A 15540-nucleotide genomic window follows, 5' to 3' on the forward strand; every position below is an offset into this window, starting at 1 on the left:
TTTGACTTTTTATTCACCATCTTTGAAAATAAAAGAACATTCTTCCGAAGAAAGGACGTTTTCCATGAATGCAGCCGGCATTATCGTTGAATACAACCCATTTCACAATGGCCATCTCTACCATATAAATGAAACGAGACGTTTGTCAAATGCAGATACCGTTATTGCCGTGATGAGCGGCTCATTTTTACAGCGCGGAGAGCCGGCCATTGTTGATAAGTGGACCCGTACAAAAGTAGCCCTGCAGCACGGTGTTGATATTGTCGTTGAGCTTCCATACGCTTTTTCAACGCAACGGGCCCAAATATTTGCACAGGGTGCCATTGAAATTCTTTCCCATTTGAAGTGCCGCTTTTTTTGCTTTGGCAGCGAAAATGGCGGTATGGATCCCTTCCTTCACACCGTAGAACAACTGAAAAAAAACAGCATAGAGCTTGATGCCTGCGTCCGCTCCCTTATGAAAGAAGGAATGAGCTACCCGGCCGCCCAGACAAAAGCAAGAAACAAAGTATTCGGAGAAAATGCACTGCCGCTTGATTTGTCAAAGCCGAATAACATTTTAGGCTTTCATTATGTACAAGCCAATCTCGGCTTGGCCACGCCTATGCAGCCGCTGACGATTCAGCGAAAAGGGGCAGGATTCCATGATACTGAATCAACAGGACCAATTGCAAGTGCGACAGCGATTCGGCAGCGCCTCTTTACTACAGAAGAACCGGTTCATGACGTCATGCCTTCGCTGAGTGCTGAAGCCATGCAAAACCGTCCCCTGCATTCATGGGAATCTTACTGGCCGCTGCTTCGCTACCGCTTGTTGTCCATTGACTCCGAGCGCCTTGCTTCCATCTATGAAGTGGAGGAAGGCATCGGGCCGAGACTTATGGAAGCAGCACGGCAAAGCAGCTCCTTTTCAAGCTTTATGCAGCAGGTTAAAACAAAGCGTTACACATGGACCCGCCTTCAGCGAATGATGACACACATTTTAACCGATACCGATAAAGCAAGCATGCAGCAGGCCCAGCAGGCTTCATTTGTCCGCCTGCTCGGCATGAATGAAAATGGGCGCGCTTATATCCGGTCTGTGAAAAAAGAGCTTGAAGTACCGCTGCTTTCCCGTACCGCTGCTGCAGGAAGCCTGCTCGCGCTGGATATAAAAGCATCCCGCGTGTTCGCTTCCGCTTCCCATGTAAGTGAAAATTATGTGCGCTCCCTTTTAGAACAGGAATATTCCGTGCCGCCGATTTTACTTTGACGCTGAATAATTTTGCAAATAATCGACCGCATCGGAAAACGTTTGAACCGGAACAATAACCATATCTGTATCAATTTCCTCGGCGGCTTTTTGAGCTTCTTCATAATTGGTTTTGACATCTGTACGGCCAGCCGGCAGCTTATCATCCGGTGCAAAGAAAAACTGCGCCCCTGCCCGGTCGGCCGCTACCACTTTTTGAGCAATACCTCCGATCCGACCGACTGTGCCATCTGAGGCAATTGTGCCTGTTCCAGCTACCTTCAACCCGGCTGCTAAATCTTCCTCCATCAGTTGATCGTAAATTTCAAGCGAAAACATGAGGCCGGCAGAAGGACCGCCAATTTCATCAGCTTTAAGCGTTACTTTTGGATCGCTTTTGAGCGTCCGATCATCGGCCAGGCTGATGCCGAGGCCGGACTTGCCGCCCAGCTCTGCGAATGCTCTGAGCTGAATCGTTTTTTTATAATTTTTTTTATCGCGTGTAAATGTGACTGTAATGCGGCTGCCTGGCTTTTTTGCCTGCACGTAATCCGTCATTTGTTTAGACGACGTAACAGAACGGCCATCAATAGATGTGATGCGGTCGCCTGCTTCAAGCACTCCTTCCGCCGGCATATCAGGAAATACGCTTAACACATAAATGCCGTTGTATACCCAGCTATACGGTTTGTCTGCTTCTTTAAAAGCGACCGCAATCGCATTTTGCTGTGACGTATCCATTAAATGAAACTGCCTTACGCTGAATTCATCCTCTGATTCATGTTCATAGCGCACATCTTCTTTTGGAAGAATCTCTTCGTAATCACGAAGAGATGCCCATGCATAAGAATAAATGTTAGCGGGACCCATCTGGATCGTGGTCAGCATGAGTGTGCTTGTATCGTTTTTGTCTCCTCCGTTAACGTGGACAATCGGATTAAGTGCATGCGCTTCTCCTGGTCTTGTAATGTAAAACGGGAGCGGGATAAACGCAGCCGCAATGATAAGCAGCAAAATCACGTATAAGAGCCCTGTTTTCTTATTTTTCACATTTGCTCGTCCTTCCATACAGAAATCACCCAGCATTCTAACTGGTATGAGTTGTTTCTTTAGTCTATTCTTTCCGCCCAGACATATCCTTTTGTACAGGCTCTTTTATTGTACAAAATTTTAAAGACCTACGTATATCTTACTCGGGAGGCTTTTTATGTGGAAAACCTATATGGCCGCCTGTACAGTGACGATGCTGACTGTGGGCCTTCTTTTTTCGCCTCAGACCGGGTTGCAGGCGGCAGTTTACGGGATGGATATCTGGTGGAAAACTGTTTTCCCGTCTCTTCTTCCCTTTTTTATTTTAACAGAATTAATGGCCGGTCTTGGTGTAATCGCTTTTTTTGGGGCTATATTGGGCGGGGTGATGCGGTTTTTTTTTCGTATTCCAGGACCCGCCGGTGTTACCTGGATGCTGTCGCTTGCCTCTGGATTTCCTTCCGGCGCAAGAATGGCCGCACAGCTTCGAACAGAGAAGTCCATTAGCCGCCTTGAAGCGGAACGGCTCGTTTCCATGGCCCACTCATCTAACCCTCTATTTATTTTGAGCGCGGTAGCGAGTGGTTTTTTGAAACATCCCGAAACCGGCTTGCTGCTTGCATCAGCGCATTACATCGGTGCTTTTCTCGTCGGGTTGACGATGCGGTTTTATGGAAAAAAAGAAACAAAAGAGCCAGCAAGGGTTCAAACAGTCCGTCCTGTGCAAGCTTTGAAGGAAGCCCGCAAAAAAGATGGACGAGTATTTGGGACTATGATGGCTGATGCGGTTCTGTCTTCGGTCCAGACACTTATGCTCATTGGCGGCTTCATTCTCTTTTTTTCTGTATTAACCGCATTACTGCACAAGTACGGAGCGGCAGCTTTCTTGTTTTCGCTGTTCGGCTTCTCTGAAACAAGCCTGCCGATTTTTAAAGCCCTTTTTGCTGGTTTTTTTGAATTAACATCTGGTGCACAGCTTTCATCGTCCAATTCCATACCGCTTCATATAAGTCTCCTTATGGTCAGTGCTATTCTTGGCTTTAGCGGGTTAAGTGTTCATGCACAGGTAGCTGCGATCATAAGCAGCACAGATATTCGCTATGGTCCTTTTTTTGTCGCCCGGCTTCTCCACAGTGCTTATGCAACAGGTATTACCTTTTTGTTGCTGGTCCGTCCTGTTTCTTTTCCCTCAGCCACTTTTTCGCTTGCACCCGAACATGGTATGCTCGTCACTGTATGTGTGCTGGGAGCGGCATCTCTATTATTCGGAATCCGCTATTCAAAAAGCCGGGCCAAAAGAATTTAATCTTTTAGCCCGGCTTTTCTTTTTATGAAACGGAGTCAGCAAGACGCTTTTTTTTCAATGCTTCTTCAACTTCCTTCGGGACCAGCTCCGAAATATCCGCTTCATATTTAGCCACTTCTTTTACAATGCTTGAGCTGAGAAAGGAGTACTGGCTGTTGGTCATCATAAAAAATGTTTCAAGCTCATCATTTAATACGCGGTTCATTGAAGTGATCTGCATTTCATATTCAAAATCCGATACAGCACGAAGTCCGCGCAGGATTGCTTTTGCCTCGACTTGTTTGGCGTAATCAACCAACAGACCCTGATAATGGTCCACTTCCACATTCGGAATATGAGCTGTTACCTGGCGGATTAATTCTGCCCGCTCCTCTGCTGAAAACAGCGGCTTTTTAGAAGAATTACTTAAAATCACCACATATACTTTATCAAACACTTTTGCTCCGCGCTGAATAATATCAAGGTGCCCGTTTGTAATGGGATCAAAGCTTCCCGGGCATACTGCAATACTTGCCATTACCTTTCCTCCTCATCATCTGCCGCTTTGTAAATAGAAACGGAAATCATTCCATATGTTTCAGCACGTGTACAGTAAAATGGTCCGGCTCTGTCGGGAAGACGGACATCTGACCCGTGTTCACACATAATAAATCCGTGTGGAGCGAGCAGGTTGTGCTCAGCGATAAACAGCAGCGTGGATTCAAGCTTCTGCTTTTTATAAGGCGGATCCAGAAAAATTCCATCGAATCGTAATTCACGCTTTACAATGGCTTTTAACGCCCGCTCCGCTTCATTCCGATATACTTCCGATCGGTCTGTAAACCCGGCGCTCTTTATATTTTCTTTTATCGTTTGAATCGCTTTCATATCACGATCAACAAAAATCATTTGATCCATTCCCCGGCTGAGTGCTTCAATACCAAGCCCTCCTGAGCCTGCAAACAAATCAAGTCCTGTGCCGCCTTCAAAATAAGGCCCAATCATATTAAAAATAGATTCTTTTACTTTATCTGTTGTGGGGCGTGTGTCTTTTCCTGGCACAGCTTTTAAAGGCAGTCCCTTTTTTTCACCTGAAATGATTCTCATATTTTTAACCTGCCATTCGTTTTTCTTCATCCATGGTATCATAAACGTATAAATGAAATCTACAGGGTGAAAAAGAAACCGCGCTCCTATAAGCGGGTTTCTATAGATTATACGATTTTAGCTCAATGGCTTTTTTTGATTCTTTCACTTCAACAAGAAAAATCTTTTGAAACCAAATTTTATCTATATATGTTATATCTCCTATGCGTTCAAGTGCATTTTCATACAATGGATATGGATGGCCATTTAAACGAACTTCATTCTGGGACAAATCAAACTGGTATATATGCGCTCCTTTTTTCATCACCCATTGTTGGGGAGCTGCGTTTTGAACAGCAAAACCAAGAGAAGCGGCTGCATCTTCGAGTGGAATGTACAATAGGCCATTTTTTGTTTTTAAATGAAAATTTACTGGCTGATCTTCTACTGTAACAGGGCGGCCATCCCAAAAAACGAGCGGCCCAGATGGAGAATGGCTGTTTTTATTTTCTTTGAAAAAGTGAGTTTGCTCACCTTTTACAGCTGACAGCGTCTCATCAAGCTTATCGATATTTACTTCTTTGCCTTTTAGCTCCATCAAAGCTGCTTTCCATTCTTTTTCTTCTTTTGCAGTCAGCACAGCTGTGATTTGCTTGTTCATCTCTGCTGCTTTCATATACATTGGTTTTGCATTAAACAAAGATACCGCCAGAACGGAAGTCATCCATTGTTCATGTTTCGGAAAAATAAAATGTTTTTTCACGTAAGTGTAAATAGCATTGGTACGAATCGTGTTTAACTCACTCGGCTGTTTGACAAATGTTAGTCCTTCCAGCTGCTGAGGCTTTATACTTGAAGAAATGACGACCGTCTGTGGTGCAAGTTCTTCCGAGGAAAAGGGCAAGTCCATCGACCCATCCCGCAATTGAACCGTATCACGCGCATAAACGGTCACGCCAGAAAAACGGCTTTCCTTCAGGGGCTCTTTCTGCCAGAAAAGCGGCGGACGTTCTGCTTCCCCTTCAAATGAATAAAAATCAATTTCAGAAAGCTGCTTAACCGCTTTTTGGTCAATGGAGGATATCCACTGCCCCCCTCTTTTCGTATGGTCGGTTATGAACAGCGTTGTTTTCGCTGGCGTTATTTTATCAAATGATGCCTGCCAATTATTCAGCAAAAAGGACTGCGAAGAAAGAGCAGCTGGAATTTTGTAATAAATAGACGCCTGCTTGCCCTGTACGGTCATCGTTCCCGACTGACTTCCAGTTATGCATATATCTCCTTTTGAGCATAATACCTCTTTTGCATCTGCAGGCAGCTTCATCGCCAAACTTGTTTCTTCCGGTATGGAATAAAGGGTTTGTTTAACTGTAAATCCGCTTCTTTCAACATCTATCTCAATTGTTTGATCTGCTATTATTTTTGGAGAAGCGCTCGAGAGCTTTTCGTAGCCAATCCATTGAACAGTTAATAATATGCCGCAGACAGCTGTTAAAAGCAATAAAAACATAAGGACTTTCCTCATACAACTCTCACACTCCTTATGGCCTACACCCTCCTTCTATCATAACAAAAAAAGTTTACACTGACGATGAATTTTGCTAAAATCACGTGAACATTGCTTATCATAAGAAAGGATGAAAGGGAGGTATATAGATGATTCAACGATTTATCGAACTTGGAGAAGGATATTCAGATTTATACGAGCTGCTCGATATCGCCGATCGCGCAGCCAGCCGGATCGCACATTTTGTTGCTCTTCACTCTGCTGACGGCACATCGTGTGCGATTATTCTCCACCCTACGGAGACAGGTAGTTTTCAGCCTATTTATGTATGCCGAGAAGGCATTCCTAACCCTCATCAAAAAGAAAATGAACGATTTCGACTTTTTCAGCAGGCTGCTGACCTGGCCGGTAAACCGATCATCGAGCTTGAAGTAAAGTCCTCTGCTCTATTTGCAGAAAAAATTCTTTACTACCAGTACTTAATTGGCATTTTACGTCTTAATCATTATCTTCGCCCGCTTTAAATAAAAAAGCCTGTCCGAAGACAGGCTTTTTAAACACCAATTTTATAATCGTATTCCTTCGCTTTATCTGGACGGGAATTTTCATAGTCTACCTTTAAAAATGGCTTTTCGGAAAAATCGACTTTTTTCACAAAAGAAAAACCTGTCAGCTTTTCAGCCAGTTCCGGTGCTTCCGCGTAATTGCAATAAAGCACTGCATATTTCATTTTTTTTGAAACGTAATGAATATTCCCATATTTACGTAATGATTTAGCCGGCTTCAATGAATGAAGCCATACAATTAATGCCTGCCTTTCTGTCAGCATATCCATCCCCCGCTTTTCACTTTTTATGCCGAACAGCCGCAAGAACCGCCGCTTCCACAACTTCCACATCCACTGGAGAAAATAGAGCCGGCTCCCGGCACTTTCACTTGTTCTGATACCGATCTGGCAACCAGAAGGCTCACATCATCCAACAGCTGCTGTAGCTCTGTTTCCGCTCGTCTAAAAGCCGCGACGTGCTCATCCATATCCATCTCGCGCTTGGCTGTACGTGTTTCCATCATAATCCGTTTATAGTCCGGATGATAGCGCCCAAAACGCTGTACTTCTTCATATTGATCTTTCAGACGGCTGAAAGCAAAAATTTTATGTTTAACGGATTCCTCCGTATAAAGTTTCTGGTAACAATCACGATAATGAATGGCTTGCTCTGACTGAAGAATCATATCTGCGAGTGCGTCTGCTGCATCCGCAATGTTAATCAGTTCCATTGTTGTAGCAATCATATATGCACCTCCATCGGCTTATTCTATCACAGTTTACTACTTTCCGGTAAAGATTTGTGTAAAATGCGTTCGGTAGGCACCAGCACCAAATGAAGTAAAGGTATCATTTAAAAGAAGTTCCCGCTCATCCGGTGCATTCAGCCAGGCTTCCATTGCAGCAGGTGCATCCGGATAGTTGGCGTTAATGATTTCATCCACTTTCTCAAACGTAAGACCCGCTTTTGATAATCGCTGCTTTACATCTCCGAAACGAGGAGATTGATGCCCGAAATAATTGGCTTCAAACATATCCTGACTATGAGATTTAGCTGCACTGCTTAACGCAGGCGTCCAAAAAAGCGCCGGCAGGCCTTCTTTCTCCCGAATAAAGTTACTTATATCAGCCAGCTGCGCTTCACTGCCCCGCTCAATGTGAACCCAGGCAGACCTCCCTAGACTAGGAACTTCCGGCAGTATCCCCTCATAAACAAGCTCATATGGCTTCATTTTCAACAAAACATCGGCTGTCATAAACCGGACACCGGACAGAATACCTGTCTGCTGATCAATATAAAGCTGAGCGTAAAAGTCTCCGATTGGAACCAGCGGCCTGATATTCAATTCTTCTTCAGACAGCTCGAAGCGATAGTAACTGTTGTTTGCATGCGCCACAATTTCAGTTTCTGGATACCTGGAGCTAAAAATCTCGCTGGCAGAGCGGCCAAGTGAAAAAGGAGATGTATCCAATTCTCCCTTTGCAAAAATTGTTACCACATGGCTTTTCTCGACTCCCGCAAGCATGTAATGTTCAGGTGATTTATATACCCACCATGTATAACCATAAGCTGATGGCTCCCTTCGGGTAGGTTGGCCATATTTTTTTACAAGTGCTTCTTGCGGCTTACCTATAAGAGCCCCAACCCCTTCCTCAGGTGCCGGCTCCACGTTTGCCGGAAGGTCAGGGTCTACCTGTCCGCTATTGACCGGCGGCAGCGCAGGTGGTTCATTGCTTTTTTCGTCGATTGCTTTATCAGTATAAATGCCAACTAGCATCATGATTAAAAAAATAATCAAAATCTTAAAAACAGCTCGCAGACGATCATCCCCTATCAAGTCCTTCTCTTTCTTCCATCAGTATATCATTCCGTTTCGATGTTTGAAAAACTTTCCCCTGCAGGAAATAGAATTTTATCCTCTCCAAACACCTTGACTGCATTGCATGAAAGCGCATTTTCGACTATGATAAAAAGGATTACATAACGGAGAGGGGTACATGTATGAAATTTGAGAATACCGGTTTGGACGGCATGCAAGTTGACTTAAACCAGCTTACTCACATCATGGAGCAGCACGGAATGGTTCTTGCAGGACAGTGGGATTATGAACGTGTCACCTACGACCGTAAATTTGAATTAAAAGAAGGCGTCTATTATTTGCGTGTATTCGGTTTTGCTGTAAAAGGGGATGTGGGAGCCGAAGATGCAATGATCGAGCTGATGACACCGCTTCTTGGTAAACATTATTATCCGCACGGCGTGGAATATGGTTCCGATGAATACTTCCCGGAGTCTCTTGTTAAAACGTGTGAAAAGCTTTTGGGTGATATACAAGCGGAAACGCTGCATTATGCATGAAAAAAAGCTGTCCTCTCTTGGAGAGGACAGCTTTTTTTCAGCCACCTAAAATAGCTTTGAATACCGACGTTGTCGGACCGCCGTGAAAGAAAACATATAATAGCAAATACACGGCTACACCTGTAATGGCAGTGAAAAACCAAATAACACTGGTGACCGGTCCTATTTTACGATGAAGAGCCAGTTTATTTTTTAAACCACTGGCTATGGATACAATACCAAAAATAGCTCCTGTTGTTGCCAGGAAGATGTGGAAAATCAAAAAGATCGTATAATAGATTTTAAGGTGGTCAGGGCCGCCGAACGCTGTATTGCCCAAAAACAATGTACGGCTCACATAAATGATAAAAAAGGTAAGGGCAAAAACTCCTGCTAAGAGCATCGTCTTTTTATGCTTTTCTATTTTTCTCTGTTTGATTTGTGCCCAGCCGATCGCTACAAAAATGGCACTTAACACTATAAAAAAGGTACTGATCGTCGGCAAAATTGGTAATGACATTTTTTCTTCCTCACTTCCATTATGTAAGACAAAAGAAATGGCTCATCATTTCTTTTAATAGATTACATTGTTTTATGATGACGGGCAAGTGCCGCCTCTGTTAGTTGATCAGCCTCTTTTTCTTCTTTTCTTACCCATTCAAAAAAGACTTGGGCAAGAACGACACCGTACACAATTTCCTGAATAATTTTCATTACAATACCGCCGGTTTTTTGATCCTCGACTACTGCCATACTTGAAAACAATTCTGGCCCACTTAGTTGTAAGCCTGACAAAGTGGAGGAAGGCACACAAAGTTCCATTGCTTTCAGCCAGGCTGTGCCATCAGAATAAGTAGCATAAAGCGGCGCAGAAGCAAAAATAATTAATGCGCAGGCAGGTGTCAGTAAGATTCCGTTCGCAAAAATATAGCCGACTTTTTTTAATCCATCCAGTCCTCTTCCTTCCGGCTGCTCGTTTACAAGCGGCCACCACATACAAATGGCCAGAAAAAATAACACAACGGTATACAAGCTGTGAAGCATTTCGTTCATCTTAATAAAATCGAAGATAAGCGGAATGTGGTAAAACGAGAACATGCCGTTAAATAAAACAAGCGCAAGGAGCGGACGTGCTGAAAAGGAAAAAATGGTTTTTACTACTGGCAGCCCAATGACTGTACGCCAAAGCCACCATGGAACAGCTTTAATCAAAAGAGGGGGAACCACAAGGTAAAGCACAGCCATTTGCAGCATGTGATAGGTCATCATAATGTGTCCCATCAAATCAAGCGGCGAGCCTTTAACAGCATATAAAGTAACAATTGCAGCAATAAACAGTAGGCCCTGCCTTTTAGTAAGCGGCTCACTGTCCTGAAACTGCTGGCGCCGTCCAATCGTAATCCAAAAATAAAGAACCGTTATACCTGATAGAACAACGATAAAATACGGGCTCCAAAGAGCAGGAAAACCAAATATACTGATCGGCATTTTGTTCACCTCAATTGTATTTCACTGCTTCTCTTATTATATCGTTCGCCTTTACGCTTGACAACGACAGCAAATGACAAGTTCTTGACAAAAAAAGTGTCCCCAGCTGATGCTGGAAACACTTTTTTATTACAGCCAAATAATCGTCAAAAAAGCAAGGATAGTTATAAACGCTACAATAACACCTGAGTACATAAATAGCTGCGGAGCCTCATGACCTTTATGACTCATATGCATAAAATAGTAAAGTTGAAAAATCACCTGTACAACCGCCAGAAGCAAAACAAACGGAATAATAAACCATTTAGAAAATCCAGCTCCTACCGCCACAAAAGCAATGACCGTAAAAAAGATCATCATCGTAAAAGTAATAACCTGCATTCTCATTTCTTCTGCATTTTTCTTACGGCGATATTCATACGTAACTTTAGGATCTCCTGACTTTGGGTGTAAATTCGCCATTCGCTATCCCACCATCCCCATTAAGTATACGACCGTAAAGATAAACACCCACACAACATCAATGAAATGCCAGTAAAGGCTGGCTAAATAAAACTTAGGTGCATTGTACAAGTTAAGCCCCCGCTTCGCGTTTCGGATCATCAACGCGATAATCCATGAGAGGCCGAAAACCACGTGTCCACCGTGGAAGCCGACAAGCGTATAAAAAGCGGAGCCAAATGCGCTGCTTGTAAACTTGTGCTCAAATGCATGATAGTAATGATAAAATTCATAAATCTCACATGCAAGAAAACCTAATCCAAGCACAACAGTGATAAAAAGCCATTGCTGCATTTTCTTAAAGCTGTAATTTTTCATATGATACATCGCGAAAACCGATGTTAATGAACTTGTTAAAAGAAGCATCGTCATTAAAAAAACGAGCGGCAATTCAAATAGGTCGGCTGCTTTAGCATGCGTATCGCTTGGTACACTGTCTTTAAGTGCTAAATACGTCGCAAATAGTGAAGCAAATAAAACAGTCTCGCCTCCCAGGAAAAACCAGAAGCCAAGGAATTTATTTTTCCCTTCAAGCGTTGCTTGCTCCGGCGATTCGGGCCACGTTTGCGGAGTGAATTTTTGTTCAGCTGCCATTATCGTGTTCCCCCTTCTGCCTCATCAAGCAAGTCTTCTTTATGAATGTGGTAGCCATGGTCATCTTTAACGGAACGATACAGCATCGCACCGAATGTAATCAGCATGCCAATAATCAAAACTGGAATGGCCCAATCCTTCCCTTCATCTGCATGATACATCGCGCCAAATGCAGCGACAAACAAACCAAGAGAAATAACAAATGGCACAAACGAATTGTTTGGCATATGGATGTCACCCACCGGTTCAGCCGGTGTCATATCTGTTTTGCCTTCCATCTTTTCAATCCAAAAAGGATCGAGGCCCCGTACAAGCGGAAGCTGCTTAAAATTGTAAAAAGGCACAGGAGATGGAATGGCCCATTCAAGTGTACGTCCATCTTCCCAAGGGTCTCTGCCCACTTGAATATTTTTTTTCTGAGTGATCACAATGTTTACAAGCAAGACAATAATGCCGAGTGCCATAAAAGCAGCCCCAATAGAGCTTATCAAGTTTCCAGTAGCCAGCCCCTGCCCTTCAAGAAATGTCCATACACGGCGTGGCATTCCCATTAAACCAAGGAAATGCTGAATAAAAAATGTTAAATGGAAACCGACTAAAAACAGGACAAATGTAATTTTGCCCAGCTTTTCGCTCAGCATCGTTCCAAACATAAGCGGCCAATAAAAATGGGCGCCTCCAAGCAGTCCAAGAACGATTCCCCCTACAATTACGTAGTGAAAATGAGCCACAATAAAGTAGCTGTCATGGAACTGGTAATCCGCTGGCGCTGCTGCCTGCATAACGCCTGTAACACCGCCCATAACGAAGGAAGGAATAAACGCTACTGCGTAAAGCATAGGTACTGTAAATTTAATGCTTCCTCCCCAAATCGTTAAAATCCAGTTGAAAATCTTAATTCCAGTTGGAACCGCAATCGCCATTGTAGCAACCGCAAAGATAGCATTTGCAACCGGACCCAGGCCTGTTGTAAACATATGGTGCGCCCATACCATGAAACCGAGAAACCCAATAAGTACTGTAGCAAATACCATGGACGAGTATCCAAATAAGCGCTTTCTCGCGAATGTCGGAAATATTTCTGAAAAAATGCCAAATGCCGGCAACACGAGAATATACACTTCAGGGTGACCGAAAATCCAGAAAAAATGCTCCCAAATAATCGTGTTTCCACCCATCGCTACATCAAAAAATCCTGAACCAAACATACGGTCAAAAATCAACATGAACAGTCCGACAGTCAGCGGCGGGAAAGCAAACAAAATAAGAGCAGATGCCACAAACGTTGTCCAGGTGAACAGCGGCATTCTCATATATGTCATACCCGGTGCCCGCATATTGATAATCGTTACCAAAAAATTGATCCCGCCCATTAATGTTCCAAACCCGGAGATTTGAAGACCAAGAGCGTAAAAATCAATACCATGCCCTTCAGAAGCAAGCGAGAGAGAGGCATATGATGTCCACCCTGCATCAGGCGCTCCGCCGAGGAACCATGAAAGGTTTAAGAATACACCGCCGAAAAAAAACAGCCAAAATCCGAGTGCGTTCACAAACGGGAAAGCTACATCGCGTGCGCCAATTTGAAGCGGCATAACAGCATTCATAAAAGCAAATAATAACGGCATGGCAGCCAGAAAAATCATTGTGGTACCGTGCATGGTAATAATTTCATTGAACAAGCCGGCACTGACAAAATCGTTATTTGGCACAGCCAGCTGAATCCGGATCATCATCGCTTCGATCCCACCGACAATAAAGAAAAAGCCACCAGCTAGCAAATATAAAATTGCGATCTTTTTATGGTCAACAGTTGTGAGATATTCCCAAATCGTGCCGGTAAATCCCCGTTTTTGTGCGTGTGCAATGGTACTCAACGGCTTTACCTCCTTTACCCCGATTCTATAGTAATTATTCTACTTTAAGGCTCATCAGGTACGCAGCAAGCTGATCAAGCTCCTGATCAGACAATTCGCCGTATGTACCAGTCATTTTGTTGCCTGGTTTGTATTGCCCTGGATCGGCGAGCCAATTTTTCAATTCTTCTTCATTATGTTCTAGAACACCAGCTATCCTTTCACGATCGGCAAACCCCGCAAGATTCGGCGCTGTGCGAGCCGCTTCAGGACGTGCATCAGCCGTTGTCACAGCATGACAGCTTAAACACTTTTGATTAAAAATTTCCTGCCCCTCCGCTGCTGCTGGATCTTCCGGCGCTGCTTCTGCTGCTTTTGCATCAATAGCCTGCATCGCCGTTACCCACTGGTCAAATTCACTTTTTGGAAGCGCATGCACTTTAAAGTCCATTAAAGCATGAGAAGGACCACAAAGCTCTGCACACTTCCCATAAAACAAGTTATCGGCCTCGGCCGCTTTTTCATTATCAAACTCAAGCCAGATTTGATTTACGTTTTCTACATTTGTATCAATTTTCCCACCGGCTGCTGGAATCCAAAAAGAGTGTTTTACATCCGATGCTTTTACATTGAAATAAACTTTTTGATCCGTTGGAACCACCAGATCCTGACTTGTAATAATTTTTTGATTAGGATATTCAAACTCCCACCAATACAAGTTGGCCCGGACGTTCACAACCATCGCATCTGTTGTACCATCCTCGTTTTTTTTGTCCATCGCCTTTGTATCAGCCAAATCAAACGTAGCTAACACTGTTGGAATTGCCAAAATAATCAGTAAAATAATCGGAATAATGGTCCAAACAATTTCAAGCACATGGCTTCCTTCCACTTGCTTTGGAATGGTTGTGTCGCCTTTTTTACGTCGAAACTTAAGGACAGCAACGGCAAATAAAATAGATACAACGATGACCACGCCTACCATGATCCATGTGCTGAGCATCATGAGATCATAGGCGGTTTGTCCTGCTTCACCAGCAGGGGTCAGCGTTGAAAGAAATGGTTCGCCGCAGCCGGACAGAAGGAGCGCCATCAGGCCCATAAACGTAAAAAGACGCCAATTTGCCAGCTTCTTTTTCATAGCGTATTACAACCCCTCTTTCATTTAAAATGTTTACAAAAACAGTACGTATATATGGATTTCTTAAAAGAAAGAATTCCCCTCTGTTTAAATAACAGTGACGATGACCATCGCCACGAAAATGATGGTTAAATACTGCAATGAATAAATAAACATATATTTGGCCCATTTCAAATCATCTTTCGTTTTAAAACCTGTAGCTGCTAAAGCCACCCATCCTACATTTAGCAGGGTAGCTAAAATCATAAATGCTATGCCAAGTTCTGTCATAAAGAACGGTAGCGGCAAAAGAAGTATTGTCCAAACAAACATATGTCGTTTTGTCACGGCAAACCCTTTTACGGTTGGAAGCATCGGAATTCCTGCTCTTCCATACTCATCAGCACGCTTCATGGCCAATGCATAAAAGTGCGGCGGCTGCCAAATGAACATAATTAAAAATAGCATCCAAGCCAATACATCAAGCGTTGGGTCAACAGCGGCCCAGCCGATAAGAGGCGGTACAGCCCCTGAAATACTTCCGACAATCGTATTACTTACATGACGGCGCTTTGACCACATTGTATAAATCACCACGTAGCTGATGATTCCTATTACACCAATCACACCCGCAGTAAAGGTCGTCATAAATAAAAGCGCTGAGCCAGCAATGACAAGCGCAAGTCCTATCGTTAGCACTTTTGGATAACTGATTTTCCCAGTAACCGTTGGTCTGGTTTTTGTACGCTCCATGAGCGGATCAATATCCCGGTCAATATAATTATTTAAACTTGCTGAACCGGCAATAATGAGGGCAGAGCCGATTAGTGTTAAAGCAATGGTATCAAGGTTAGCTAAAAATCGAATGTCATTTAAAATAAAAGCCAGCCACATACCTGTAAAAACGGTTATTAAATTAGAATTAACAATGCCAATTTTAATCAACGCCATAAAATCT

General features: G+C 43.5%; 18 protein-coding genes. 4 read left to right on the plus strand and 14 right to left on the minus strand.

Translation table 11 applies throughout. The features are described from left to right. Positions 1 to 64: 64 nt before the first annotated feature. Positions 65 to 1252, plus strand: coding sequence for a nucleotidyltransferase (locus VP97_RS09500; RefSeq protein ID WP_050181540.1), 1188 nt, complete (start codon positions 65 to 67; stop codon positions 1250 to 1252). Here VP97_RS09500 and VP97_RS09505 read toward each other — a convergent pair. Next, a complete protein-coding gene (locus VP97_RS09505) occupies positions 1244 to 2299 on the minus strand; it encodes a SepM family pheromone-processing serine protease (protein WP_050181541.1) in 1056 nt (351 codons plus the stop codon). The two genes, VP97_RS09500 and VP97_RS09505, sit on opposite strands and share 9 nt — an antisense overlap. A 139-nt stretch (positions 2300 to 2438) precedes the next feature. Between VP97_RS09505 and ylbJ the strand changes: the two genes are divergently transcribed. Next, positions 2439 to 3566 (plus strand): sporulation integral membrane protein YlbJ, encoded by a 1128-nt coding sequence (gene ylbJ, locus VP97_RS09510; RefSeq protein ID WP_050181542.1) that lies wholly within the window; start codon positions 2439 to 2441, stop codon positions 3564 to 3566. A 22-nt stretch (positions 3567 to 3588) separates the two neighbouring features. On the opposite strand, the gene coaD is transcribed toward ylbJ, so the two are convergent. The 3 genes from coaD to VP97_RS09525 all read right to left on the minus strand — a co-directional run bounded on the left by coaD (position 3589) and on the right by VP97_RS09525 (position 6141). Next, a complete protein-coding gene (gene coaD / locus VP97_RS09515; RefSeq protein ID WP_050181543.1) occupies positions 3589 to 4083 on the minus strand; it encodes a pantetheine-phosphate adenylyltransferase in 495 nt (164 codons plus the stop codon). Next, entirely contained in the window at positions 4083 to 4682 is a 600-nt protein-coding gene (rsmD, locus tag VP97_RS09520; RefSeq protein WP_082220305.1) for a 16S rRNA (guanine(966)-N(2))-methyltransferase RsmD, read from the minus strand. The genes coaD and rsmD overlap by 1 nt, the downstream gene beginning before the upstream one ends. A 70-nt stretch (positions 4683 to 4752) precedes the next feature. Beyond that, complete coding sequence (locus tag VP97_RS09525; protein WP_050181545.1) at positions 4753 to 6141, minus strand: stalk domain-containing protein; 1389 nt, start codon at positions 6139 to 6141, stop codon at positions 4753 to 4755. A 146-nt stretch (positions 6142 to 6287) separates the two neighbouring features. On the opposite strand from VP97_RS09525, the gene VP97_RS09530 reads away from it, so the two are divergent. Further along, positions 6288 to 6662, plus strand: a complete 375-nt coding sequence (locus VP97_RS09530; protein WP_050181546.1) for a DUF7147 family protein — start codon at positions 6288 to 6290, stop codon at positions 6660 to 6662. A 29-nt stretch (positions 6663 to 6691) separates the two neighbouring features. Here the strand turns inward: VP97_RS09530 and VP97_RS09535 are convergent, their stop codons facing one another. Genes VP97_RS09535 through VP97_RS09545 form a run of 3 tightly spaced genes read right to left on the minus strand, consistent with a single transcriptional unit; the run spans position 6692 to position 8523 of the window. Then, positions 6692 to 6967, minus strand: a complete 276-nt coding sequence (locus VP97_RS09535) for a YlbG family protein (protein ID WP_050181693.1) — start codon at positions 6965 to 6967, stop codon at positions 6692 to 6694. 23 nt (positions 6968 to 6990) lie between these two features. Further along, on the minus strand, positions 6991 to 7431 hold the full coding sequence (locus tag VP97_RS09540) for a YlbF/YmcA family competence regulator (protein ID WP_050181547.1): 441 nt from the start codon (positions 7429 to 7431) through the stop codon (positions 6991 to 6993). A gap of 36 nt (positions 7432 to 7467) precedes the next feature. Beyond that, positions 7468 to 8523 (minus strand): CAP domain-containing protein, encoded by a 1056-nt coding sequence (locus VP97_RS09545; protein WP_050181548.1) that lies wholly within the window; start codon positions 8521 to 8523, stop codon positions 7468 to 7470. Positions 8524 to 8687: 164 nt separating this feature from the next. On the opposite strand from VP97_RS09545, the gene VP97_RS09550 reads away from it, so the two are divergent. Next, complete coding sequence (locus tag VP97_RS09550) at positions 8688 to 9044, plus strand: YugN family protein (protein ID WP_050181549.1); 357 nt, start codon at positions 8688 to 8690, stop codon at positions 9042 to 9044. A gap of 37 nt (positions 9045 to 9081) precedes the next feature. On the opposite strand, the gene VP97_RS09555 is transcribed toward VP97_RS09550, so the two are convergent. The 7 genes from VP97_RS09555 to cyoE form a co-directional block, all read right to left on the minus strand. Then, entirely contained in the window at positions 9082 to 9543 is a 462-nt protein-coding gene (locus VP97_RS09555; RefSeq protein ID WP_050181550.1) for a DUF420 domain-containing protein, read from the minus strand. A 62-nt stretch (positions 9544 to 9605) separates the two neighbouring features. Then, positions 9606 to 10511: a cytochrome c oxidase assembly factor CtaG gene (gene ctaG / locus VP97_RS09560; RefSeq protein ID WP_050181551.1), complete on the minus strand. Its 906-nt coding sequence runs from the start codon at positions 10509 to 10511 to the stop codon at positions 9606 to 9608. A gap of 129 nt (positions 10512 to 10640) precedes the next feature. Then, positions 10641 to 10973 carry a cytochrome c oxidase subunit IVB gene (ctaF, locus tag VP97_RS09565; protein ID WP_050181552.1) on the minus strand — a complete coding sequence of 111 codons (333 nt, stop codon included), beginning with the start codon at positions 10971 to 10973 and terminating at the stop codon, positions 10641 to 10643. Between the two features lie 3 nt (positions 10974 to 10976). Continuing rightward, complete coding sequence (locus tag VP97_RS09570) at positions 10977 to 11606, minus strand: cytochrome (ubi)quinol oxidase subunit III (RefSeq protein ID WP_050181553.1); 630 nt, start codon at positions 11604 to 11606, stop codon at positions 10977 to 10979. Next, a complete protein-coding gene (locus VP97_RS09575) occupies positions 11606 to 13483 on the minus strand; it encodes a cytochrome c oxidase subunit I (protein WP_050181554.1) in 1878 nt (625 codons plus the stop codon). Before VP97_RS09575 ends, VP97_RS09570 begins: the two co-directional genes overlap by 1 nt. Positions 13484 to 13517: 34 nt before the next feature. Then, complete coding sequence (gene coxB, locus VP97_RS09580) at positions 13518 to 14603, minus strand: cytochrome c oxidase subunit II (RefSeq protein WP_050181555.1); 1086 nt, start codon at positions 14601 to 14603, stop codon at positions 13518 to 13520. Positions 14604 to 14690: 87 nt separating this feature from the next. Continuing rightward, positions 14691 to 15533: a heme o synthase gene (gene cyoE / locus VP97_RS09585; protein WP_425388455.1), complete on the minus strand. Its 843-nt coding sequence runs from the start codon at positions 15531 to 15533 to the stop codon at positions 14691 to 14693. Positions 15534 to 15540: the final 7 nt, after the last annotated feature.

Source organism: Domibacillus robiginosus, from assembly GCF_000966195.1.
GTDB lineage: Bacteria > Bacillota > Bacilli > Bacillales > Domibacillaceae > Domibacillus > Domibacillus robiginosus.